22 protein-coding genes are annotated in these 24,462 nt (G+C 54.4%); 9 read left to right on the top strand and 13 right to left on the bottom strand.

Annotated features, from left to right (window positions below; all coding sequences use genetic code 11):
• Nucleotides 1-253 precede the first annotated feature (253 nt).
• The 13 genes from IPM31_10410 to IPM31_10350 form a co-directional block, all read right to left on the bottom strand.
• On the bottom strand, nucleotides 254-1,378 hold the full coding sequence (locus IPM31_10410; protein MBK9007392.1) for an ABC transporter permease: 1,125 nt from the start codon (nucleotides 1,376-1,378) through the stop codon (nucleotides 254-256).
• Nucleotides 1,371-2,912, bottom strand: a complete 1,542-nt coding sequence (locus IPM31_10405) for an ABC transporter ATP-binding protein (GenBank protein MBK9007391.1) — start codon at nucleotides 2,910-2,912, stop codon at nucleotides 1,371-1,373. Before IPM31_10405 ends, IPM31_10410 begins: the two co-directional genes overlap by 8 nt.
• Before the next feature lie 205 nt (nucleotides 2,913-3,117).
• Nucleotides 3,118-4,317: a BMP family ABC transporter substrate-binding protein gene (locus tag IPM31_10400; GenBank protein ID MBK9007390.1), complete on the bottom strand. Its 1,200-nt coding sequence runs from the start codon at nucleotides 4,315-4,317 to the stop codon at nucleotides 3,118-3,120.
• Nucleotides 4,318-4,503: 186 nt separating this feature from the next.
• The gene (locus tag IPM31_10395; GenBank protein MBK9007389.1) at nucleotides 4,504-6,507 is read right to left on the bottom strand and encodes a hypothetical protein; all 2,004 of its coding nucleotides are present in this window, start codon (nucleotides 6,505-6,507) and stop codon (nucleotides 4,504-4,506) included.
• A gap of 338 nt (nucleotides 6,508-6,845) precedes the next feature.
• Nucleotides 6,846-8,870 carry a hypothetical protein gene (locus IPM31_10390; protein MBK9007388.1) on the bottom strand — a complete coding sequence of 675 codons (2,025 nt, stop codon included), beginning with the start codon at nucleotides 8,868-8,870 and terminating at the stop codon, nucleotides 6,846-6,848.
• Nucleotides 8,867-9,466: a GNAT family N-acetyltransferase gene (locus IPM31_10385; protein MBK9007387.1), complete on the bottom strand. Its 600-nt coding sequence runs from the start codon at nucleotides 9,464-9,466 to the stop codon at nucleotides 8,867-8,869. The genes IPM31_10390 and IPM31_10385 overlap by 4 nt, the downstream gene beginning before the upstream one ends.
• A 125-nt stretch (nucleotides 9,467-9,591) precedes the next feature.
• Nucleotides 9,592-10,125 carry a cytochrome b gene (locus IPM31_10380; protein MBK9007386.1) on the bottom strand — a complete coding sequence of 178 codons (534 nt, stop codon included), beginning with the start codon at nucleotides 10,123-10,125 and terminating at the stop codon, nucleotides 9,592-9,594.
• A gap of 248 nt (nucleotides 10,126-10,373) precedes the next feature.
• Nucleotides 10,374-11,552 (bottom strand): hypothetical protein, encoded by a 1,179-nt coding sequence (locus IPM31_10375; protein MBK9007385.1) that lies wholly within the window; start codon nucleotides 11,550-11,552, stop codon nucleotides 10,374-10,376.
• A 74-nt stretch (nucleotides 11,553-11,626) separates the two neighbouring features.
• Nucleotides 11,627-11,938: a cupin domain-containing protein gene (locus IPM31_10370; protein ID MBK9007384.1), complete on the bottom strand. Its 312-nt coding sequence runs from the start codon at nucleotides 11,936-11,938 to the stop codon at nucleotides 11,627-11,629.
• 127 nt (nucleotides 11,939-12,065) lie between these two features.
• Nucleotides 12,066-12,353, bottom strand: a complete 288-nt coding sequence (locus IPM31_10365; protein MBK9007383.1) for a winged helix-turn-helix domain-containing protein — start codon at nucleotides 12,351-12,353, stop codon at nucleotides 12,066-12,068.
• Nucleotides 12,302-12,751 (bottom strand): cyclic nucleotide-binding domain-containing protein, encoded by a 450-nt coding sequence (locus tag IPM31_10360; GenBank protein ID MBK9007382.1) that lies wholly within the window; start codon nucleotides 12,749-12,751, stop codon nucleotides 12,302-12,304. The genes IPM31_10365 and IPM31_10360 overlap by 52 nt, the downstream gene beginning before the upstream one ends.
• Nucleotides 12,748-14,127, bottom strand: coding sequence for a diaminopimelate decarboxylase (gene lysA / locus IPM31_10355; GenBank protein ID MBK9007381.1), 1,380 nt, complete (start codon nucleotides 14,125-14,127; stop codon nucleotides 12,748-12,750). The genes IPM31_10360 and lysA overlap by 4 nt, the downstream gene beginning before the upstream one ends.
• A gap of 94 nt (nucleotides 14,128-14,221) precedes the next feature.
• Nucleotides 14,222-14,602: a hypothetical protein gene (locus tag IPM31_10350; GenBank protein ID MBK9007380.1), complete on the bottom strand. Its 381-nt coding sequence runs from the start codon at nucleotides 14,600-14,602 to the stop codon at nucleotides 14,222-14,224.
• 188 nt (nucleotides 14,603-14,790) lie between these two features.
• On the opposite strand from IPM31_10350, the gene mce reads away from it, so the two are divergent.
• The 9 genes from mce (at nucleotide 14,791) to IPM31_10305 (ending at nucleotide 24,375) form a co-directional block, all read left to right on the top strand.
• Nucleotides 14,791-15,195 (top strand): methylmalonyl-CoA epimerase, encoded by a 405-nt coding sequence (mce, locus tag IPM31_10345; protein MBK9007379.1) that lies wholly within the window; start codon nucleotides 14,791-14,793, stop codon nucleotides 15,193-15,195.
• Nucleotides 15,196-15,361: 166 nt separating this feature from the next.
• Nucleotides 15,362-16,261: an FAD binding domain-containing protein gene (locus tag IPM31_10340; GenBank protein ID MBK9007378.1), complete on the top strand. Its 900-nt coding sequence runs from the start codon at nucleotides 15,362-15,364 to the stop codon at nucleotides 16,259-16,261.
• 305 nt (nucleotides 16,262-16,566) lie between these two features.
• Nucleotides 16,567-16,983, top strand: coding sequence for a GxxExxY protein (locus IPM31_10335; protein ID MBK9007377.1), 417 nt, complete (start codon nucleotides 16,567-16,569; stop codon nucleotides 16,981-16,983).
• Between the two features lie 105 nt (nucleotides 16,984-17,088).
• Nucleotides 17,089-19,971: a molybdopterin-dependent oxidoreductase gene (locus tag IPM31_10330; protein MBK9007376.1), complete on the top strand. Its 2,883-nt coding sequence runs from the start codon at nucleotides 17,089-17,091 to the stop codon at nucleotides 19,969-19,971.
• A gap of 101 nt (nucleotides 19,972-20,072) precedes the next feature.
• On the top strand, nucleotides 20,073-20,237 hold the full coding sequence (locus tag IPM31_10325) for a DUF2281 domain-containing protein (protein ID MBK9007375.1): 165 nt from the start codon (nucleotides 20,073-20,075) through the stop codon (nucleotides 20,235-20,237).
• Nucleotides 20,238-20,346: 109 nt separating this feature from the next.
• Nucleotides 20,347-20,658 carry a hypothetical protein gene (locus IPM31_10320; GenBank protein ID MBK9007374.1) on the top strand — a complete coding sequence of 104 codons (312 nt, stop codon included), beginning with the start codon at nucleotides 20,347-20,349 and terminating at the stop codon, nucleotides 20,656-20,658.
• A gap of 275 nt (nucleotides 20,659-20,933) precedes the next feature.
• The gene (gene thrC, locus IPM31_10315) at nucleotides 20,934-22,202 is read left to right on the top strand and encodes a threonine synthase (GenBank protein ID MBK9007373.1); all 1,269 of its coding nucleotides are present in this window, start codon (nucleotides 20,934-20,936) and stop codon (nucleotides 22,200-22,202) included.
• The gene (locus tag IPM31_10310; GenBank protein MBK9007372.1) at nucleotides 22,199-23,446 is read left to right on the top strand and encodes an AI-2E family transporter; all 1,248 of its coding nucleotides are present in this window, start codon (nucleotides 22,199-22,201) and stop codon (nucleotides 23,444-23,446) included. Before thrC ends, IPM31_10310 begins: the two co-directional genes overlap by 4 nt.
• Nucleotides 23,443-24,375, top strand: a complete 933-nt coding sequence (locus tag IPM31_10305) for a glycosyltransferase family 2 protein (protein MBK9007371.1) — start codon at nucleotides 23,443-23,445, stop codon at nucleotides 24,373-24,375. Before IPM31_10310 ends, IPM31_10305 begins: the two co-directional genes overlap by 4 nt.
• Nucleotides 24,376-24,462 lie beyond the last annotated feature (87 nt).

Raw genomic sequence — 24,462 nt, 5'->3', positions numbered from 1 at the left:
CGGAGTTTTTTTATTTTCTTTCTCAGTGTCTCCGTGACTCCGTGTTTCAAAAAGCGGTTAATAAGCCGCCGTATGCAGGGTTGTTTTTGGCGGAGAGATGTTCTTTCGCAGTTGTGATTACCGTCCACGAATTTGCACGAATACCCTAACGGGCACATGTAAACGAATTGACGCGCTGCCATTCGTAAATTCGTGGTTTTATTCGTGGACGGTTCACTGCCGAAGCAAAACTGCGCAACATCACTTAATAAATTTATTCCTCTTCACCTTTCACAACCCGCGCGCGATAGCGCAACAGAAAATCGCTCGCGATCAAACACACGAGGATAATACCTTGAATCATTTTCGGGATGCCCGAAGGCTGGATCTCGCGCCCCGCCAGAATCAACGCGCCGAACAAGATCGAAACGACGATGATCGCCAGCGGATTCAACTTCGCCAGCCACGCCACGATGATACCGGTGAAGCCATACCCCGCGTTGAGAGGCGCGGTCTGCAACCGGCGGACAACGCCCGACACTTCACTCATACCGCCCAGCCCAGCCAGCGCGCCCGAAAGCGCCATCACCAGAATCGTGTTCTTCACAATGTTCACCCCGGCGTATTTCGCCGCATGAGGGTTATCGCCGATCAAACGGATCTCATACCCCCAGCGACTCCGATACACGATGAACCACAAAATGACCGCCGCCGCAACGCCGAATAACAAACCGGCATGTGTGGTGAGTCCGCGCAGAAATGGGATCGTCGAAGCATAATCCGACAAGCGCGGCAGGGAGGCGTTCACAGGGAACTTCGGACTCATCTGAAATCCGCCCTCGCTCCACACGCCGAAGATCCAAAAGTTCACCCATGAGACCGCGATGTAATTCAACATCAACGAACTGATGATCTCATTCACGTTGAACTTCGCTTTGAGATAGCCCGGGATCACCCCCCACAGCGCGCCCATGCCCATCCCTGCCAGAGCCATCAACGGGATGAACATCCAGCGCGGCGATTCGGGCGCGAGCGCCGGCGCAAGCACGATCGCGCTCGCGCCCCACGCGCCCATGATGAACTGTCCCTCCGCGCCGATATTCCACAACTTCATGCGGAACGCGATCGTGCAAGCCAGCGCGGTCAGGATGATCGGCGTCGCTTTCACGATCGTGTCCGAAAGCACGCCGACACTTCCAAACGCCGCGCGCGCAATATAATAATAAGTGACGAACGGATTGCCTCCGACAGAGGCGATTACCACGCCGCCCAGAATTAAAGCGACCGCCACCGCGCCGAGCGAGATCATCAGCGATTCTTTTCGGGTCGGTTCGTCGAGCCTCGGTTCGAGTTTGACTCGCCACCCGATTCGTTTTTTCGTCAACGCGGATTCAGCCATGCGACGCGACTCCTTCTTTGTGGATTTGTTCCAGCGGCGTGCCGGTCATCATCAGACCAATCGCTTCGACCAACCTTTCGTCTGGTTCGCCCGCCCCCACCTTTACCTCCCCCATGATTCTCCCCTCGTAGATCACGTAGACGCGGTCGCTCAGCGCAAGCAACTCATCCAACTCTTCCGAGATCAACAACACCGCCGCATCCGCCTCGCGTTGAGTCAACAACAAGCGGTGGACTCCCTCGATCGCGCCCACATCCAACCCGCGCGTTGGTTGGACAGCCACCATAAAGTTGGGATGCCCCGAAATCTCGCGCGCCAGAATGACGCGTTGAAGATTGCCACCGGAGAGCAGACGCACGGGCGTGTTGACCGTCGGCACGATGATGTCGTACGCTTCCTTGAGTTGCTGAGCAAATTTCGACGCCGCGTTCATGTCGATCATCGAACCTTTCGAGATGGGCGCTTTGCGATAATTTTTCATGATGACGTTGTCGGTCACGCTCAAGTTGGGCGAACTGCCGACATGTGTGCGATCCTCCGGCACATACGACATGCCGTGTTGAATTCCAAACAAAGTATCGCGGTTGCTGACCTTATCGCCGTTCAACACCACATCCCCTTGTTTACACTTGCGCAGACCGGCGATCACCTGCGACAACTCGATCTGTCCATTTCCAGCCACGCCGGCGATGCCAACGATCTCGCCCGCGCGCACTTGCAAGGACAATCCGCGCAACGCGGGCAATCCCTTATCGTTCTCCGCATGGACATCTTTCACGTCGAGAATGAGCTTGCCCGCCTCTTTCGGCTTTTTATCCACGAACAACACCACTTCGCGTCCCACCATCATGCTGGCGAGTTCCTGCTTGCTCACACCTTTGGCAGGGACTCCCGAAGCGGTCACCTTGCCGCGCCGCAACACGCTGACGCGGTCCGCGATGGAGGCGACCTCGTTTAATTTATGGCTGATGAAGATCACCGATTTGCCTTGCGTAACCATCGAGCGCAACGTCTCGAACAACACGTCAATTTCCTGCGGCGCGAGGACGGCGGTTGGCTCATCCATTACGAGAACCTCCGCGCCGCGATAAAGCATCTTCAACAACTCCACTCGTTGTTGTTCGCCCACTGAAAGCTGCCAGATCTTCGCGCGCGGGTCAACCTTCAATCCATATTGATCGCCAAGATCAGAAATCTTTTTATCGTATTCGCTCAAACGCATGAGGAAGCGAGGCTCGTCCAACCCCAACAAAATATTTTCAGTGACGGTCTGCGAAGGGACAAGCATGAAATGCTGATGCACCATCCCAATCCCCGCTTTGATGGCATCGCGCGGGGAAGAAAATTCCAGCGTCTTGCCTTTGATTTTGATGCTACCGGCATCCTGTTTGTATAACCCCGCCAATACATTCATCAATGTGCTTTTACCCGCGCCGTTCTCTCCCAACAAGGCATGGATCTCCCCGGCGCGTAATTCAAAATCCACGTGGTCGTTGGCAAGCACGCCGGGAAACCGCTTGACAATGCCGCGCATTTCGACGACGAGGGGAGGCTGTTGTAAATCAGTTGTTGGGTTCGCGGTCACGGCACACTCCGGGGGAAATGTAAACAGGTAAACCAGGAAACACGTACACACGTGTCTACCAGTTTACTTATCTACTTGTTTACTTGCCTACTTGTCTCCGCTTACACAAAACGGGGCAGAACCTCACAGCCCTGCCCCGTCCATGTCAATTTGCTTATTCCGGCAACTCAGCGGTGATGCCTTCTGCCCACCACTTCATACAAACATCGATACTGCACGGCAGACCGAACTCAGGGAACGCATCGAGGTCAACCTGCTCGAGGCTCTGACCCTCCGGCAGGACCACGTTACCCTTGTTATCGTTGATCGGTCCCTTGAACACATCGAAGCGGGTGAACTCGCCAGCCAGCATCTGCGCAAGGATGTCGCGCACTTCCTGAATAACGGCAGGATCAAGATCGGCAACGCCCGGCGTCAATTCCTGTCCTTCCATGAAGCCGTACAAACCCAGCGAACCGGTTTCAGCATCGAAATAGTCCCAGCCGGGAACGTACGTGCCGTCAATGACGCCTTTGGTGATGCGGGCATATTCGGGACCCCAGACCCAATACGGCGCAGTCAGACAGCGCTCAACTTTGCACGAACCGTACCAATCATAGGTCACGCCATACTTGCCCTTCTCCATCGCCACATCGGCAACGGCGGGAGTATCCGCGCCGGTAAACACAACATACGCGCCGGCATCGAACAACGAAGCCGCGGCTTCCTTCTCGATCACAGGATCATGCCACGTGCTGAGCCAGCGAATATCCATCGTACATTCGGGACAAGTCTTCCTCATACCCAACGCAATCGCATTACCCAGGCGCACTTCTTCGGGGATTGGGAAGGTCGCCATGTACCCGAGTTTCGTTTCGCCGTCCTGCTTGGCGCGCGCGCCAGCCAGCATCCCAGCCAGATATTTCATATCTTCCATGGCGCCCATCAAGTTGCCGAAGTTCTTCTGGTTCGACTTAATGCCGGTCAAATGAATGAACATCGAGTCGGGGAACTCGCCCGCCACGATCTCCATCGGGTCGCCAAAGCCGAACGACGTGCCGATGATCAGGTCGAAACCCTTGCGCGCCAACGCGCGGAACACCTGCTCCGAATCGGCGCCTTCGGGCACGTTCTCAATGTATGCCACGTTCGTGTTCGGCACATTCTCTTTCACATACAGCAAGCCTTCATAATGAGCCTGCGACCAGCCGCCGTCATCATGCGGTCCGATCAAGACCATCGCGATATTGAACTTGCCGTCTTCCACAGCCGGGATCTGGAACCCACCCACCTCCTCGACAGCAGGGGCGCATGCCGCCAGAACCAATGAAAGGACGATCAACAAACCGAATACCTGCAAAAGTGACTTTCGCATTTCTCTACTCCTATTGTGTGATTTTGGTGAAGATACAACTCATGCGGCAAGAAAACAATTCTTTGGCGTTAGCCTCCTTTCACGGATTAATTGTCTGACAACTTGTCTATACAAGTAAATTTTATCACAAAAGGTTAATCTTTTCCTATTCTAGACAAACCACACGATATACGCAAGTGCTTTTTTTCATGGATTACAAGCGAGAGTCGTCTGTATTGCGGATAACGCTTCGCTTCGTCCCGGACCTTCGGCTGTCTCAGCCGCGACACGTTCCCACAACCGACAGAGGGGCGCGCTCATCGATTCCGATTCGCTCAACGATCGCATGGATAGTTCTACCGCGCGCTCCCACTCGCCCGCATGGGCGTATCCCTCGATGAACACGAATCGCTCCGCCGGGTCAGTTGGATTCAAACCCTCGGCGAACGCGGCATTGCCCAGCGACACAACTTCATCCCACTGTTTGAATTGACGCGCCAAGTCCGCTTTCTGGAAGGCATAACACCATTCATGTATTGGCTCGGGATCATACGGCTTCGGCATCTGTGAACTTGACTCGGATGAGATCAACTCATAATTTGTCAGCCGCGATGCAAAACGCATCAGGCTTTGTTCGGGGATGGCGCGATTCACGCGGTCAACATCGGGATCAAGAATCCTCATACAACCCGGCGGCATGAAATAAATCGCCAACGCCTGCGATGTATTTCCATGAAATTGTCCTGCTAAATATTCAGTGAAGATGGGTAGATCAGGTTCAAGTTTCGGGAGTGCATCGCTTCGCAAACGCGTGGTGGGATACAGCAACACATAATCAATATCTTCGCCGCGTTTCTCAGGCGCGTACACCCAATTGACGACGGGACTCAAAGAATTATCCGCGTAATATTCCAGCGCGCCTTCGTTCATGATGATGGCAGTATCGGGTGCAATGCTCGGCGCGCGCCACGTCATTTGCCAGAAAAATTCTTTTTGAGTTTGCCAATCTTGCTTGTAATTATTCGCTACTAAAAATTGATAGCCAACGGCAAGACCGATCAATGAAACAAATAAAGCAATACGAATTCGCTCCCATGGAATCAGACTGACCACGCCAGCAAAGATCAAACTGACGCCGAACATGAACGGAAGCGTGAATCGACTCGCGGGCCACGCCAGCGACGGGACGAATCCCACCAGCCAAAAGGGCCAGCCCGAAAGCAGGAGAGTGAAGATGCCCAAGCCGATCATCCAAAGCGAATCTTTGATATTCTTTTGAATCAATTGCGTTTCTTCACGCGAAACAAACAAGAAACCTGCGATCAACACAAGAGCCGCCAACGCAACGACGATGTAATATGAATTAAGAATGGGCTCAGCCGATGAAATTTTAGGTAACTGCGTCACTTGCACCCACGCATCGCGGAGGACGAGAGTCAACGTGGAACGGATGTTTCGCGCAAGATTGATAATCGTCTCCAGCGGCGCGGACTTCAACGAGTCTCCTAGTCCAATCCCGTAGACTTGATTGTTGAAGATGAACAAGCGCGAGAGAATCGCCAAAACTAAAACGATTAAGTATGGAAGCCACAACTTGAAAGTTTTAATAGCCATCTCGCGCAGGCTCATCGTCTCGCCGCGCAGGGCAGTGAGGATGACGCCCACGCGCATCAGTTCCAGCACGTAGAAATATTCCATCATCCATAAGTTGAGCGCGGAGAAGATCAAGCCGAACGCGGTCAATTGCCAATAGCGATTCGGTTCTTCCATGGCACGCAACATCAGGAGATAGGAGTATAAAAAGAAAAACAGCACGATGAAGAAATGGCTATATAAAAACGCCGACCATTGTTGAGTGAATCCAGGGTAGACCAAAAAGAGAAGAGCAACGCCCAGCGCGAGGCGGGGCTTGCCCTTCCATAATTTTTCGACGATGGCGAACACCATCACCGCGCCGAGCCATCTCCAAAATAGCGCGAAGATTTGCCAGTAGATGGGTTCATCGGGAATGATGCGAGTCGTGATCTGGTACAACAATCCCCACACGGGACGGTTGGTCGAGAAGTACTTGGTCAACGCTTCGGAGCCGAGCTCGTAAGCGATCCACGAGATGGGCAGGTCATCCCAATAAAAGCCGAGTTGCGGGATGAGCAATCCGTAAGCGAGGATAGCGACAAGGAGGAGAACGACGGGTGGGCGAAAAAATTTCATAGGTCGAAGACCCCGAAGGGGTCACATGATTCTAGTGCGCGAATTTGAAATATGAATTAACCCCGAAGGGGTGTCATAGGTAATACGATCATGTCATCCCTTCGGGATTTCGGAAACTATGCTCAATTTCTATAATCCTATCATCCCTTCGGGATTACTCTACAAACAGAATCCGTCTCAATTATTGCGCTGGACATTCCAATACGTTTTGGATTTCATTCAAAATCGTAATCGGGTTCAAATCAAACCCCGACATCATACGCGATAATATCATGTCATCTGTCGCCACGGCGCCACGCGACGCCTTCGGCATTATTTTTCGTGAAGGGTTTTGCAAATCATTCTTCGGGGCATTCAATGAGATTTTGGATTTCATTCAATGCTTCGGTTTGCGCTTCGTTTGATGCGGTTTCTGTTGCGATACGCTTCCACAACTTGCAGAGCAACGGGTCAACATAACTCTTTGAAACTTGCCGCGCTTCTTTGGATAGTTGAATCGCACCATCCCATTTCTCTGCGTGGGCATAACCCTCGATGAAGACGAACAACTCAACGGGATTGTTGAAATGCTCGTCGAGTTTGAAGGCGGAATCGGCGAGACGGTTCACTTCATCCCAATCTCCGAATTGACGCGCGAGCTCGGCTTTTTGGAAGTAGTAGCACCATCCGTGTGGAGGTTCCGCCCCGTAGAACGCGGGCATGGATGCGGGCGGCTCGCGCAGAATCCGCTGGGGGTTGGATAATGCCGACGCCTGGCGCATCAGGCTGTCGTCGGGGATGAAGCGGTTGTTTTTATCCAGATCAGAATCCAGCAGGCGGAGGCAATACGGCGGGTCGTAGTAAAACGCGAGGGCATCCGATGTGTTGCCGTTGAAGTCACCCGCGATGTAACTGTAGCGAATGGGGGTGTTCGGCTCGAGGGAAGCAAGCGAGCCATTGAGGCGATTGCCCGGATAAAAGATGACGTACTTGATATCGTCCGCGCTTGCGCCGGGGTCATAGATCCAATTCAAGCCCGCGCTGATCGAGTTGTCGGCGTAATACGCAAGATGCTCGTTCATCAACACGAGCGTGTCGGGCTGGAGCGCGGGCGCGCGCCAGCGCATTTGCCAGAACAGGTTTTTCTGCGCCTCCCAATCCTGCAAAAACGAATCGCCGATCATCACCTGCCTGCCCGCCGAAAGCGCGACAAGGGTTGCGGCGAACACAACGCGCAGTGTTTTGGGAATCAACTCAACCAGCCCCGCGATCAATACGCACGCGCCGAACATGAACGACATGGTAAAACGACTCGCGGGAAACGAAAGGCTGATATCGAGAGACGCCAGCCAATAAGGACCTCCGCCGAGAAGCATGGCGATCAAGCCAATGCCGATCGCCCAGTACGCTGACTGTCTTTGAGGTTGAACATTTGCGCTCTTGAAAAAGAGGAACACCAATACGCCGACGACGATCACCACCGCGAGATACATCAGCGTCGTTAGCGGACCGTCGAGCGCGGGGTTTGGAAACGTAAAGATCGTTCCAAAAGCCTGCGCCGAGGCGAGCCACAGATCCGCCGCGATATTTTTCATCAAGCCGAGAAGCGCCCGAAGCGGATCTGTCCGCAATTCGGAGAAGAACACATTTTGATACGCCACATTCGTAAACACGAACATGCGATACAAAATATTCGCAACGAAGACAAATAGATAAGGAAGCCACTGCAAAAACGCGCGGCGCGCGGTTTGAAATACTTTTTCTCCCCGCCCGCTCTGCCGCAACGCGTAAAAAATGATCGCCGCGCGAATCAGTTCGAGCGAATAAAAATATTCGAGCATCCACAAATTCAGCGCGGAGAGGATCATCGCCAGGCTGGTGAACAGCCAATAGCGCGAGGGCGAGTTCATCGCCCGCAACGTCGACAAGAACGACGCGAAAAAGAAACAGACCACGATCCAAAAATGCGCGGTGAGGAAAGAGGCATACTGCAAGTTGAACCCCGGATAGAGCAAAAACAATAATCCCGCCAACGCCGCCATCTTGTCGCGGTCGCGCCACAGTTCGCGGACGAGTTGCCACAACAACACCACGCTGAGCCAGCGCCACAGGATCGAAACAAATTGCCATACCATCGGCACAGGCGGGAGGAAGGTTGTCGTCACCTGATACAGCACCGCCCACACAGGGCGCGCCGTCGAAAAATATTTCGCCATCGCTTCGCGCCCCAACTCGTAACGGATCCACGTCATCGGCAGATCATCCCAATAAAAACCGTGACGCCATAACAACAAGCCGTAGGCAAGGAACCCGACAATCAAAAAAAGCCACGGCGCATAACGCGGCTGGGCAAACGATTCGATTTTACGAAGGAGAACTGTCATGTGAGCATCAATTCCATGCGATGACGGTCGAACGCGCCTTCTGTGTACGAACGCGCCACGCGAAAACCTGCCCAAGTATACAATGCAATCGCGGCGGCGTTCCCGGCTTCCACGCTCAACTCTACGGAGGTAAATCCCTTCCCGCGCGCGGCTTCGATGAACGCGTTCAACAATTCGCGCCCCAACCCTTTTTTGCGCGCCGATTCATCCACGCCAAAATACGTCAACTCGATTGCGCCCGGCCTCATTGTAACGGACGCCGACCGCGATGAAACAACAACCTGCCAGATCGCTTTTGGATTCGCGAACAACACCCTCGCCATGTGGATGATGAACCACCCCCGCGCCTCGCTCATCCGACGGGCGACTCGTTCCGGTTGTGGCGACCCCACCACCCACCCCAGCGGATTCCCCTCCGCGCCCAACGCGCACATCCCAATCACCGACGAGTCCGCGCGGGCAAACTGGTAATAACGCTCCAGGAACGGCGCGCCAAGCTCGCTCAATAACGAATGTAGAACACGGCGGTGAAGGCGAGCCAGATTTCTTATTTGGTCGCTATTCATCTGCGCGAGCGCAACAACGTTGTACTTCATCGTGCGACTGTTATAACATGGATAGCTCGAAATCACCCATAATGCAAACAGCCGACTTACATAAATAAGTCGGCTGTTTGAAACTCTCTTGGCGCTGTTGCCCTATGGACTGTGCGGAGGGGGGATTATCTTCCGTACCCCATGCGCGCGAACAATTTATCCTTGAGAACCAACTGGTGATAGAACGCCGCGCCGACATGCAGGAGGATGAGCAGGAAGAGCGCGGGCGCGATGAAGCCGTGCATGGCGCGCGCCGCAAAGTCGAAGAAGTCGGCAGGCAGGGAACTTGCGCCGCCAAAGACAATTTGCGGAAGCCCCGCCTGCGCGGAGAGCGCCATGCCGCTGGCCGCCATCAGAAAGACCAGCAGGTAGAGAGCGTAATGCGCGAACTTGCCGAGAGCGTCGAGCAAGGCGTTGCCTGTGGAGGCGTAGGCGGGATGCGGGGTCCTCATCCGCGCGAGGAAGCGGACGACGATCACGACCAGCATGGTGATTCCCAGCATCATGTGAATCGCCAATGGCATGAGTTTTGCGCTATCGTCATTCGGCAATCTGCCCATCGCTTTTCCGACCACAAATGCGGCAAAGACGAGCAGAACAGTCAACCAGTGAAGCGTAACCATCAGGGGGCTGTAACGGGCGGGTGTGGACTTTGACATGAACATCTCCTTGTATGATTTGAAGTCATTATCAAGCAACGTTGTGAACTGGCGATGAAGACGCCATGAAAGCAATAGACTTTATCGGTAATAAGCCCAAGTTCTTTTGTAGGACGCGGATAAACGCCGATGAACGCTGATAACGAAGAAAAAATCCGCGTTTTCCGTGTCAATCCGCGTCCGAAAAAATATTTTCGATAACGTCTAACATTTGAAGTTTCAGTACCACAAGAAAACTCTTGCGCTTATCACACAGACTCGATTCTCCTGAACCCATCGCGGACGATCTCGAACAGTTCCTTGACGGGGGGAATCAGCGCCAGCGCGTAGAGGGCGAAGCCGATTCCGTACAACACGCCGCGCATATCCACGAGGAAGATGCTGACCCAGACCAGAACACTGCCGAGGGCGATGCCCGCCAGACTGAACCAGTGACCGCCCAATGGAGGAGTTTCCTGTTTGAGAAAGAAACGACGCGCAATGTATGGGATGAGGGCAACGCCGAATTGGAGTACCCAGCCATAAATCAGGGGTTGAGGCGCAATCGATTCGACGGGTCCGCCCGGGATGAGGTGAGTCAGAATCAACGGCGCGACGAGCACGGGGAGTAGAATCCATGTGTAGGAAGCGAGCAAGTGCCAGCCGCCCGCCGTCGAGAGATGACCGCTGGCTTTGAGGGCGCGTCCCGCCAGGACGATCAACAGGATCGTCGCCGAGAGATGCAAGATCAAGCCTGTAATGGTCGGGGGAAGCGAGCCGCCCAGCCAGGGTCCGAGCACCAGCCCGAACGCGCCGAGTGTCATGCCCCAGTAGATGTAAGAGATCGCGTTCTTCCCGCCCAGCGGACGACCCGTGATCATGGGAATGAAGTCAACGAACAGACCCGCGAAAACCAGCGACATGAAGCCCCACGAGTTGGCGTGGATATGTACCTCAAGCGGAACTTTGATGTAGAGGGCTTCGCTCCAGTTGAGCCACAAGCCCGTGCCGACGAGGATGCCGACGAATAAATAAAACACGCTCGCGATGTAAAACTTAAGCGAGGCGGGAGCGTTGCCGCCGCGCGCGTTCCAGAGTTGAATGAAGAAAAGCGTCGCGGCGGTGAAGATCAGCGCGCCGCCCGCAAAGATCATCGGATGGTTGACGCCCGCGAATCCCGCCACGAGCGCGACAAATCCCGCGTTGAGCGTGAGCCAGATATCCCAGCGGATGGCGGGTCTCGTCTTTTTGGCGAGCGACGCGACGAGAACGGGAAGCAAGCCGAAGATGGTCTGCGAAAGGATGCCGAGCGTAATAAAGTGGACGCGCACCCAGCGCAGGGCAGGAAACGCGCTGGCGAGGTTAAGGCTGACGAGCGACGCATCTGCCGCAGCAAAGAGGGCGACGAAAATATAGAGCAAGGTAGTGAGAAGATAAGGGATGGGCATGAGAGTTTCCTTTGGAAAAGATTCAGTACGACAAGGTTCACCTTGTCCATATTCACAAAGTGAACTTTGCGGTACTAGGATGCGCCTTTCGAACCGAGGAAAACGAGGCGCGTTTTGGCGTTCATGCCGCGCTTCGATCCGCTGGGCGCGATGACAGTCACGCCGGGTTTGACCGCGAAAGTTTCATCGTCCACGGTCATCAGCCCCTCGCCTTCGAGGAAATGGTACATTGCCGCTTCAGCGGGATGAACAGGCAGTTGCTGTCCCGCCTCCAACCCCACTACCAGCGCCTTGAACTGCGGCGCGTCGAGCAGGAACTGCGGCTTTGGTCCATCGGCGGAAAAAACGGCTTTGGATTTTGTGTCTGGAAAATAGATGTCGGGCATGGCGTCTCCTTGTATGCCAAAACTGTACTCCTCGCCCCCGTTTCGCGCCCCGACTTTTGTCGGGTTTTTTGGAATTCTTTTGCGCGCGGATGAATGGAATTCCGCGTAATCCGCGCGCCGATCTTTTTTACTCCTGAATCATTGCCCGTTCTGCCAAGCCCGCCCGATCCAAAATGCGGATGGATTGCCTGTCCATTTCGATCAGCCCCACCTTCGTCAGTTCGCGGATGACGCGACTGAGCACATCGGGGACGGTGCCGAGTCGCGCCGCCAGTTCGGTCTGGTTCGTCCAGCGGCGGCGTTCGATCACATCCCCTTCCGCGGCATCGAGCAATAACTTGGCGAAACGCGCCTCGACCGTTTTCAGCGATAGATCTGCGGCGAGCGTGACCAGCCCGACGATCTTGTCTGCCATGTTTTCGATGATCTGCAACGCCACCTGCGGATGTTCCAACAGAATCTTGTCCAGCGCATGGCGCGGGAGAAGCCACACCCCGACTCTTCCAGCGCAATGGCTGTGGCAGGATTCGGCTTTCGCGCCAACGCGCCGACCTCATTGAACACCTCGCCCGCGTAGAGAAATCGCAGAACCTGTTCGCGCCCATCGGGTGAGGTTTTCATGGCTTTGAGCGAGCCGTATTGCAGGAAATACAAATTCGATTCGTTATCCCCTTCCCAAAAGATGACCGCGTTGGGCGGATAGACCTTCCACGCCGCGCTCTCGGCGATCTGTCTTAACGCGCTCTCGTCCAACCCGTGAAGGAATTCGGAAGCGCGCAGGCGTTTGAGAAACAGGTCGGCATTGGTGGTCATGGATCGCGCCTGAGCAAATCATCCACCGTCTCCCTCCTCAACATCACTTCCACCTTTCCCTCCTCCACCATCAATACTTCCGGGCGGCGCGCGCCGTTGTAATTGGACGACATGCTCAAGTGATACGCGCCCGCCACAGGGATGGCGATCAACTCGCCCTCTTTCAACTCCGGCATCGGCAAATCTTCGATGACCACATCGCCCGATTCGCAATAAGGTCCCGCAATCGAAACCTTCGCGTTGACTTCTCGATTGAGTCTCTCGACGGGTAAGCAAGAATACCTCGCGCCGTACAACGCAAAGCGCGGATTATCCGCCATGCCGCCGTCGGTGAGGATCCAAATTTTATCGCCGCGTTGTTTGATCGCGCCGACGCGATAGATCGCCACGCCCGCCCGCGCCACGAGACTGCGCCCCGGCTCAAGATGCAAAATGGGGAGGTCGAGTCCGCGTTGTTTGCAACCTTCAATCACTGCTTCGGCAATTCCGCGCACATAACTTTCAATGGATGGGTTCGGCAATTCATCTTCGTGATACGCCACGCCCCATCCGCCGCCGGGACAAAAATGCCACGCGCCGTTGAAGCCGATCTCTTTGGCGATGTCGAGAGCCATGTCAATGGCGGGGATCAGCGGCTCAGGGTCGCGGAAATTCGAGCCTTGGTGAAAGTGGATTCCATTAATTGGAAGATTTGCCGATTTACCTATTTGCTCATTTGCTGATTTGCCGATTTGCTCATTTGCCGATTTGCCGATTTGCACCGCTTGCAATATCTCTTCGCGCGTCATGCCGAACTTGCTATCGTGCTGTCCTGTTTGTGTGTGTGAATGATGTGTTGAGACGGCAACGCCGGGCAGGAGGCGAAGCCAGAGGTTAGGCGTAGTGGCGACTCCGCAAAGCGCCTCTGTGGGGTCGGTCGCCCTTTTGCTAACGACTGAAGTCGTTACTACGTTATTTATTTCTGTCAGATTATCCACAACTATTATCCCCGCATTTCGGAACGCGGACTTCAAGTCCGCTAGCGATTTATTCACCCCATGCACAAGAATCTTTTCACGCGGCACGCCGCCAGCAACGGCGATTCCGATCTCGCCTTCGCCGGTGCAATCCACCGTCAAGCCGTGAAGTTGAGTCCACGCGGCGATGGCTTTGCACAGGAAGGCTTTGCCCGCGTAGGTGATGTGCGACTCGCCCGGATAATACGTGCGCAACGCGGATTGATATTCCGCAACGGCGAGGTCGAGGGTGGCGCGATCATATACGTACAGCGGAGTCAGATGCCCATCTGCGAGAGAGGCGAGGGAATGTCCCGCGAGGAAGAGCGAGTCGCCGCGCGCGCGAGTCGATTCGGGGAAGAGCGCGAGTCGGTTGGTCATCCAAAATGGATTTGGGTTGGGCGATAAAAACCCCCCCCCGGCCCCCACTCCCCGAGTGAAAAACCCCCCCAAACTCCCCAATCCGGGGGCCCCATTAATGTTCGCCGAAGAACAAGTCCCACCAGATTTGCATGTTCGTCATCGGCGTTGCAGTTGGCGCGGGCGTGCTTAATTCGACGGGCGCGGCGCCCGGTTGACCCAGCGGCACGACCGGCAGATCGCCCTCTTGCACATAGTGACCGTCGGTGCGCGCCCATTCATCCACAGCGCCATCGGAAGCGGCAAAAGCCACCTGCGTTTGCAACGCGGTTTGGGTCTGCACCGCCTGCGTGGCTTGCTGTTGCACAAGCTGATATTGCTTATTGAGCAAATTCATTTCCTCGAGGCGGCGATTGAACTCTAACACGATGAACACCAGCGCAACGATACCGATGATCGTCGCAACGCGCCGGACGTTGAATGGAAGAGCGGGCATGCCTCTATCTTAATCGCTCTCTGATTCTCTGGCAAGCGGATATAATCGAAGTTAAGACTCTTACCACGAAGGACACGAAGTACACAAAGGAAAAGGCAAGGAGATTTTGAGGATTTGGTTTTGCCGATTGATGGTTAACCTTCGTGACCGTTGTGCCCTTTGTGTTTGAAGGTTTGTCGGAGACACATATGCCTCACGTAAAACAGATCAACCACGTCGCCGTTGTTGTGGACGACATGGACAAAGCCCTGTCGTTCTGGCGCGACGCGCTGGGGATGGAACTCCACGAACTACGCGACGTGCCCGCCGAAAAATCGCAGGTGGCGTTCCTGCCGCTTCAAGGCGCGGAAGTGGAACTGGTCCGCCCGACTTCGGACGATTCGGGCATTGCGAAATATCTCGCCAAGCGCGGACCCGGTATGCACCACATCTGCGTAGAGGTGGACGATATCGAGGGCATGCTGGCGCAGTTGAAATCGAAAGGCACGAGGCTCATCAACGAAGAACCGCGCACCGCGGCAGATGGGAAGAAGTACGCGTTCATCCACCCCGACAGCGCTTCGGGAGTGTTAGTGGAGTTGTATCAGATCTGATTTGCAGCAAGAGATGCGAAGAACATGCGAAGGGGTGAACTAGTGGTGCGTTTGAAAAGTAATTTAACATAGTCGATTCAGATTTACGAGAGAAAACCACGCGGACTATGTTAAATTACTTACTAGAATCCCTCCAATGCGTCAAATCCTTCGCGTTCAAGAACAAATGACACTCTGGCAACATTATCTCAAACCCAAGACTCTCGCCGAAGCCATCGATGCGTTCGCCCACGCCCCGCGTCCGTTGCTCCCCATCGCCGGTGGAACCGATCTACTCCTCGACCTCGAACAGGGACGCCATTCACCCATCCAAACATTAGTAGATGTGACTTCCATCCGCGAGCTGACTCTCCTCGAACAGCGCGGAGATGAACTCTTCATCGGCGCCGCCATCCCGGTCAACCGCATCGCACTGGACCCTCTAACTGTTCGCCACGCCCAAGCCTTGACCGAAGCCTGCAACTTGATCGCCGGTCCGCAAGTCCGCAATGTCGCCACCCTCGGAGGCAACGTCGCCCACGCCCTCCCCGCCGCCGATGGGACGATCGCTTTGCTCGCGTTAAATGTCACAGCAGAAATCGCAAGCGCAAATGGCGCGCGTCGAATCTCATTCAAAGATTTATTTCTCGGTCCCGGCAAATCCTCCATCAAGCAAGGCGAAGAACTCATCGTTGGTTTTCACTTGCCACTTTCCACTCTCCATCAAGCCTCCTGCTTCCAACGGATCATGCGTCCGCAAGGCGTCGCGCTTCCCATCTTGAATTGCGCCGTCTGGCTCGAACGCGAGAATGACATCATCAAAGACATTCGCATCGCCGTCGGTCCCGGCGGCGGGACTCCCTTCCGCGCCACGCAAGCCGAAGATGTTTTGCGCGGAGGATCTCTCAACGAAGCGACATTCGAATCCGCGCTGAATGCTTTGCTCGCCCAAGCCCAATTCCGCACCAGCGCGCGCAGGGCAGGCGCGGATTACCGCAGGCATATCGTCAGCGGGTTGTTTGGGGATACGCTTGAGTCCGCGTGGTTACGAGCAGAAAGGAAAACCACGGAGTCACGGAGACACTGAGAGTGCAAAAAAACGTAGGTCACGTTTTTAACGTGACAGGTTACTTTTGACATTGACCAGCGCGAGAAAGCCTCAAAGGTCGTGGAAGTTATTACCATAACTGTAGAATGAAAATGAATTCTTTTATCTGCCGTTCCAGCGCCAACTATCGCAGATATATCGTCAGTGGGCTGTTCGGGGATGGGTCGAGTCCGCGTGGTTACGAGCAGAAGAGAAAACCACTGAGACACGAAGACACTGAGATTTTTAAAATTGGTTTTCTCCGCGCTTCAGTGTCTCCGTGGTTAAAGATGAAAGGATGACAAATGCAGCGCAACTTTCCAGTTCTGAAGAATAAGAACAATCAACCGTTGTTAGAGAAAGACCTGACCGATAAGATCATCGGAGCGGCGATTGAAGTTCATAAGGTACTTGGTCCTGGTCTACTTGAGTCGTCATATCAGGTGTGTCTGGAGCATGAAAGCGAATTACAGAAAATGCCGTTTGTGCATAAGGTGAAATTGCCTGTGAAGTACAAAGGCATTGAATTGGAAGCAGGCTATGAGATAGACCTTATTTACGACAAGCGCGTGATTGTCGAATTGAAAGCGGTGGAACGGGTTATTCCCGTTCATGAAGCCCAATTATTGACATACATGAGACTCACAGGAATTCGTGTTGGGTTGCTTATCAACTTCAATGTCCCTGTTTTGAAAGACGGTATTTATCGCCGAGTTCTATGAAGGAAAACATCTCGAGAAAACTACTGAGACACGGAGACACCGAGAAACCCAATTAAAAACTCCGTGGCTCAGTGTCTCCGCGGTTCGATCTTTAGGAAGTGACCCATGACCAATCAATTCTCCTTTACCGTAAACGGACTTCAACACACCCTCGAAGCCAAGCCGAATGAAACGCTTTCGGATCTGCTTCGGTATCGCCTGCGCCTCACAGGGACAAAGATCGGCTGTGACGAGGCGGAGTGCGGCGCGTGTACCGTCCTTGTGGATGGGGAACCTGTGGTCTCTTGTATGTATCCCGCCGAGCGGGCGGAGGGGAAGATGGTGTTGACTATTGAGGGACTCGCGGGGGAATTTACCGCTAAGCACGCGAGGAGCGCGAAGGATTTAGAAAAGAAAGAGGAAAGAGGAAAGACGCTGCATCCTTTGCAGGAGGCTTTCGTAGAGCATGGCGCGGTGCAGTGCGGATTTTGCATCCCCGGGCAGATCATGACGGCGTATGCGCTGCTCGAGCGGAATCCGAATCCGACGAGCGATGAAATCCGTTTTGCGCTGAAGGATACGCTGTGCCGTTGCGCGGGGTATCCGACCATTGAGAATGCGATTCTCGCCGCGGCAGAGTCGTTGCGGACGGGCGAGCCTGTTCGCAAGCCGAACGTCCCTGATTCGATTCATGTCCATAAATCGGTGGGACATACGCATCTGCGCCCCGATGGAATCGAAAAGGTCAACGGCAGGGCGATCTACACCGACGATCTCGTGTTCGACAATATGCTGTTCGCAAAAGTAAAACGCGCGATGATCCCGCATGGGTTCTTGACCAAACTTGATATTTCAAAAGCAAAAGCGTTGAAAGGTGTGGTCGCAGTTTTAACCGCCGAAGATATTCCCGCCGAACGCAATCATGGACTGATCATCTACGACTGGCCCGTGATGGTGGGAGTTGGAGAACGCGTCCGCTATGTGGGGGATGCGATCGCGCTCGTAGCGGCGGAAACGCTTGAGGTTGCGAATCAGGCGTCGGCGTTGATCGAAGCGGAATTTGATCCGCAGACCGTGATCACGAATCCCGTGATGGCGCGTGAGGAGGGAGTCCCGCAGATCCATGAAAAAGGAAATTTGCTCAAGCACATCAAAGTCCGCAAGGGCGATATGGAAAAAGGATTCGCCGAGTCGGATGTGATCCTTGAACATACGTTTCACACGCCGACGTATGACCACGCGTTCATCGAACCCGAATGTAGTATCGCAGTTCCAGTAAAACCTGACAGGTCTTCAGGAGACCTGTCAGGTTTCCGACTTGAAATTTATTGCGGTTCGCAAATTCCGTATCAGGATCGAACGCAAGTGGCGCGTGTGATGGGTTGGGATGAGTCGCGTGTGCGCGTCGTCGGGCAGTTGATGGGCGGCGGCTTCGGCGGCAAGGAAGATGTGATGGGGCAGATCCATGTGGCGATGCTGGCGGATGTGACGAAACGACCCGTGAAGTTGTTGTTCGATCGGCATGAAAGTTTGCTGGTCCATCCGAAGCGGCACGCGACGCAGATCCGAATCAAGATCGGCGCGAAGAAAGATGGTCGCATCGTGGCAAGCGAGTCTGAATTGTATGGCGACACGGGCGCGTACGCGTCGCTCGGCGAAAAGGTGATGACCCGCGCCACCACGCACTCGGCGGGTCCGTATGATGTGCCGAATGTCCGCGCCGATTGTTACGCCATGTACACCAACAATCCGCCTGCGGGCGCGTTCCGTGGATTCGGAGTGACGCAGTCGGCGTTTGCGGTTGAATCAATGATGGACATGCTCGCCGAGAAATTGAACATCGAGCCTGTTGAACTGCGTCGCATCAATGCGTTGCATGTCGGGAGCATCACGAACACGGGACAGGAGTTGCGCGAGTCGGTGGGACTCATGGAATGTATTGATAAGGTGTCAGGCGCCATGTGTCAGGTTTCAGGTTTGTCTGAGAGGGATGTGTTCAAGCCGCACGTGAAACTTGAAACGCCGCACTTGGTACGCTCTTGGGGATTTGCCGCGGCATACAAAAACACGGGACTTGGCGGCGGCGCGCCTGATATTTCCAACGCCGAAGTTGAGTTGTACGATAACGGCATGTTTGAAGTGCGGAGTTCGTCCGCAGAAATGGGGCAGGGGCTGGTCACCGTCATGCGATTAACCGTCGCGGAAGAAATGTCTGTTCCGCCTGAGCAGGTCAAGGTGTTGGTGATGGATACGGATTTGACTCCGAACGGCGGACCCACAACTGCGTCGCGTCAAACGTTTGTCACTGGCAACGCGTCACGTTATGCGGCGAAGACTCTGCGAGATGCCATCACCGCGACACTTGCCGAGAAATATGACGTCAAGCCTGAGCAGATTCGTTTTGAAAATGGAATCGTCCATGCCAATGGGCATTCCATGACCTACGCCGAAGTCGCCAAAGAAATGAAAGCGCTGGGACAACATCCACGCGCGTTGTATGAATACGAAGCGCCGAAGACACAACCTTTGGGAACAGGCGGCGATATGCACTTCGCTTTTTCGTTCGGAGTCCAAGCCGCTGAAGTGGAAGTCAACAAACTGACTGGCGAAGTGCGTGTGCTGAGAGTCATCTCTGCCAACGACGTGGGCATGGCGGTCAATCCGCTGGGCTTGCAGGGACAAGTCGAAGGCGGCGTGATGATGGGACTCGGCAACGCCCTCACCGAAGAATTCATCATGGACAACGGCAACGTAGTCACTGACCGTTTGGCGCGTTATCGCATCCCTGGGATTATGCTCACACCTGAGATCACCTCCATTATCGTGGAGCATCCCACTGCGGCGGGACCGTATGGCGCGAAGGGAGTTGGCGAGATATGCAGTATTCCCACCACGCCCGCGATCACGAACGCGATCTATAACGCGGTTGGTGTGAGGGTGGATAGGCTGCCTGTGGATCAGGAGTCCATTGCGCGGGAGATTTGGGAGAGGGAAGAACGGCAAGGATGAATGCGGAAGGATAAAATATGAAAAGGACTCTCAAGATTTTACGTCTGAGAGTCCTTTTTGCATATCGGGTAAAATAGGCAAAGAGAGAACAGGAGACAATCATGGCTGATTTGTCCTTGCAGGAAATGTTGCGCATGCTTCCGCCCGCCTTGCAAACTGAGGTGCGGGATTTTGTCGCGTTTTTGTTGGAATACCGAGTCAAAAAGCAAAGCGCCCCCATGAACTTCCGATGGGAAGGCGCGTTGAAAGATTTGCGCGGCCAATAAACTTCGGTTCAACTTCAACACCAAATTGCTGAATTGCGGGGCGGTTACCATGAAGGCTCTGCTTGATACGAACATCTTTCTTGAGATTTTTTTAGCTCAGGAGTTCTAAATGAAAATCAAAATACAATTTCAAAAGTATTTACTAGTTGTGATATTAACACTATTAGCGTTTTTCAGTGTTTTTTTAGCTTTTCATGTATATAGAGAATACCCAGCTGTTGCAAGAGGAATTTCAGGAGTCGCCATGGCTGCCATGTTGTTTTATTTTGGAAAGTCCTCAAATCTCGACGTGACTTTAAATGAATTATTTCTAGACAAGAGGAAAAGCAAATACATTATCTCTGCATTATTTGTTCCCTTGTTATTCTATTTCGCGACTCTTCAAATTTATGAAATGATGCTAGTTTTTATGAAAAGGTAAACGATTCGCTCACGAGAAGTTTGCGATATTTTCAAGTTGAAAAGCCTGATTTTACTAATTCAACCTTGCGGGCTTCGCCTTAAATCAACCAAATACTTCACTATTCCATAGAAAGACTCTCACGTTTTCAAACCTGAAAGTCTTTTTTGTTTAAGACCTGACAGGTCTTATTCACGACGTTGATAATCTTAATCCACACGTGGACATGGCCGCGAATCCGTTGTGCTTTCGCGGAGACCCATCAGGTCTTCACATGTATCGGGTAAAATCAGCGCATGGATAAATTCCTCGGCTACCGCTGTTCGTTATGCGGAACGGAATATGCTCCCAACGAAGTTGCGTACACTTGCCCCAAAGACGGCGGCAATTTGGATGTGACGCTCGATTACGATTCCATCAAGACCAAATACCAGCCCGAAGACCTGCTCTCGCGCAACGACCCGTCGCTGTGGCGATATTTGCCGCTCCTGCCGGTGGGCGAACCTGAAGGCGACTCAACCCCGCTTCATGCTGTGGGCGGAACACCCGTTTATCAATTATCCTCCCTTGCAAAAAAATACGGGTTGCAAAACCTGTGGCTAAAGGACGAGTCCCGCAACCCCACGGCTTCCTTCAAGGATCGCGCCAGCGCCATCGTGGTGACTCGCGCGCATGAGATCGGCGCGGAGATCGTCGTCACCGCTTCGACGGGGAACGCCGGCGCGGCTCTCGCAGGGATGTCTGCCGCGGTTGGGCAAAAGGCGATTATCTTTGCGCCGAAGTCCGCTCCGCCGGCGAAGGTGGCGCAACTGCTCATCTTCGGCGCGAAAGTGATTCTGGTGGACGGCTCGTACGACGACGCGTTCGACCTCACCGTGAAATGCGCCGACGAGTTCGGTTGGTATTGCCGCAACACGGGCTACAATCCGTTCACGGCGGAGGGAAAGAAAACCGCCGCATTCGAAATTTGGGAATGGTGGCAGGACGCCCACGCGAAATGGCACGAAGAGTTCGGCGCGGGTTTGGAGCATCCGCCGTTGACTGTTTTTGTTTCGGTGGGAGACGGCAACATCATTTCGGGAATCCACAAAGGTTTCAAAGACCTGGTGGAACTCGGTTGGATGGCAAACACCCCTCACATCATCGGCGTGCAAGCCGAAGGGTCTGCGGCGATCTCGAACGCCTTCCATGCCAACACCGAAGCCATCAAGCCTGTCACGGCAAAGACGATTGCCGATTCGATCTCTGTCGATTTGCCGCGCGATGGCGCGCGCGCGGTCCGCGCGGCGAAGGAAACCGGCGGCACGTACGTTAATGTATCAGATGAAGAGATCCTCTACGCCATTGCCGAACTTGGCAAGGTGGGCATCTTTGCCGAACCCGCCGGGGCGGCGGCGTATGCCGGGGTGGCGCGGGCAATTTCCACTGGGGTGATCGGAAGCGGGAATCCCATCCTGGTAATCAATACCGGTAGCGGATTGAAAGACATCCGCGCGGCGATGCGGGCGGTCGCCGAGGCGCCGGTCATCGAACCGACCCTGAATGCCGTGAAAACATTGTTATGAACCAGGATACGCCGTGGAGCCCAACCTTCCGATACACTGCGGGGATTCTTTTCTTCCTCGCCTGTGTGGCATTTCTTTTTTATGGGCGCGATGTGGCGCGGAACATGGTGATTGCCGCGTTTATCGCCTACTTGATCAACCCAGCGGTTGTGTATCTTACCAAGAACACCCGAATGTCTCGCAATGCGGCGGTAAACATTGTCTATTTCTCCTCGTTGATCCTGCTCGTGGGCGTGCCCGCCACTCTTGCGCCGATCTTCTATGATGAAGCGCAGGTGGTCTTTCAAGACCTGGTCGACCTCTCGAGTCAGTTGAGCGCAATGTTGATGCAACCCGTTCAAATCGGCAACCTGGTCTTCCACCTCGAGGAATGGGGGCAGAGCCTGGCGCAACTTCAGGACGCGATCACCGCGCCATTGCCAAAAGACGCGTTGCACTTGCTCGAAACAACCTCCGTGGGCGTGTTATGGTTCCTCGTCATCCTCGTGGGGGCTTACCTGTTCCTATCCGAATGGGCGGGCTTGCGCGAGAGATTGTTCTCCTTCGTCCAGCCGCCCTACCGCGCGGAAATTCACGAATTGTATCGCCGCATCCGCCGTATTTGGATGGCATACCTGCGCGGTCAGATCGTGCTGATGATCATCGTCGGCGCGGTGTTCACCGTAACATGGCTCATCCTCGGTATCCCCGGGGCGCTGGCGCTCGGCTTGATCGCCGGCTTATTCACGCTCGTGCCAGATGTGGGACCGTTCCTCGCCGCCGTGATTGCGGCAAGCGTTGCCCTCCTGGAAGGCTCCACGTGGATTCCCCTGCCGAACTTTTGGGTGGCGATGATCCTCGTCGCTGTCTTTTTCATCTTGATGACCCTGAAGAATCTTTTCTTGCGCCCGCTCATCATGGGGCGCAGCGTGCACATGCACGAGGGGATCGTCTTCATCGCCATCATCGCGGCGACGGTGCTCGAGGGCATTCTCGGCGCCCTGCTCGTAGTGCCCGTGCTGGCGTCAGCCATCATCATTGCGGGATACCTCCAACGGAGGATCCTGGGCTTATCTCCCTTCGAAGATGACGGCAACACGCAATTTGTGGCGCCGCCCGAAAAGGTGAACCCGCCCCGGCGCGGCTCGCGCAAATTCAAACTGTTGGATAAAGCCCGCGCTTCATCCGCCCATACGGTTGCCTCCCCCACCCCAACCGACTCCACCCGTGGAAAAAAAACCAACCGAAAGAAATCATATCCATGAATATCGTATTTTCGATCATTGCCCCCATCTTCAACGAAAAAGACAACCTGCCCGAACTCTATCGCCGCGTGAAAGAAGTGATGGACAAAACCCGCAAGTCGTGGGAATTGATCCTGATCGACGACGGCTCCTCCGACAGTTCGAGCGATATCATCCGCGACCTTGCCAAAACGGATCAGCGCGTGCGCCCGGTCATCTTCGCGCGGAATTTTGGTCATCAAGTGGCGGTGACTGCCGGACTCGATTATTCGCGCGGCGACGCGGTCGTCATCATTGACGCGGACTTGCAGGACCCGCCCGAATTGATTCTCGACATGGCGAAGAAATGGCAGGAGGGGTACGAAGTGGTCTTTGCCGTGCGCGCCGAACGCGAGGGCGAATCGTGGTTCAAGTTGTGGACGGCGTCGCTGTTCTATCGCCTGATCTATCGCATCACCGATGTGAAGATCCCGCTCGACACCGGCGACTTCCGTTTGATGGATCGCAAAGTGGTGAAGGTGATGAACCAGATGCGCGAGCGGCATCGCTTTTTGCGCGGCATGAGCGCGTGGGTCGGCTTCAAACAGATCGGCGTGGAATATAAACGCGCCGCGCGCGCGGCGGGCGAGACGAAATATCCGTTCCGCAAGATGCTCCGCCTCGCCATCAATGCCGTGACAGGCTTTTCATATTTCCCATTGCAAGTAGCCACATTTTTCGGGTTCGCCTCGGCGGGACTTGCCATCATCGCCATACCCGTGGTTGCGATTTTACGCCTGGCAGGCACGCATTTCTTTGAAGGGCAAACGACCACGCTGGTCTTTGTGCTGTTTTTAGGCGGCGTGCAATTAATCTCGCTCGGCATCCTCGGCGAATATATTGGGCGGTTGTACGACGAAGCCAAGGGCAGACCGCTGTACATCGTAAGAGAAGCGCCGGAAGATCAGTAAATCAGCGACGACAAGCATGTTATCCGCATGTTGCGAGTTACAAGTTACCTGCGCGTATCTCGCAAAGCGTAACCCGTATCTCGTGCC

The organism is Candidatus Defluviilinea gracilis, assembly GCA_016716235.1.
GTDB lineage: Bacteria > Chloroflexota > Anaerolineae > Anaerolineales > Villigracilaceae > Defluviilinea > Defluviilinea gracilis.
Note: the sequence above shows the minus strand (reverse complement) of the source record. Positions and strands in the feature narration are given on the sequence as shown.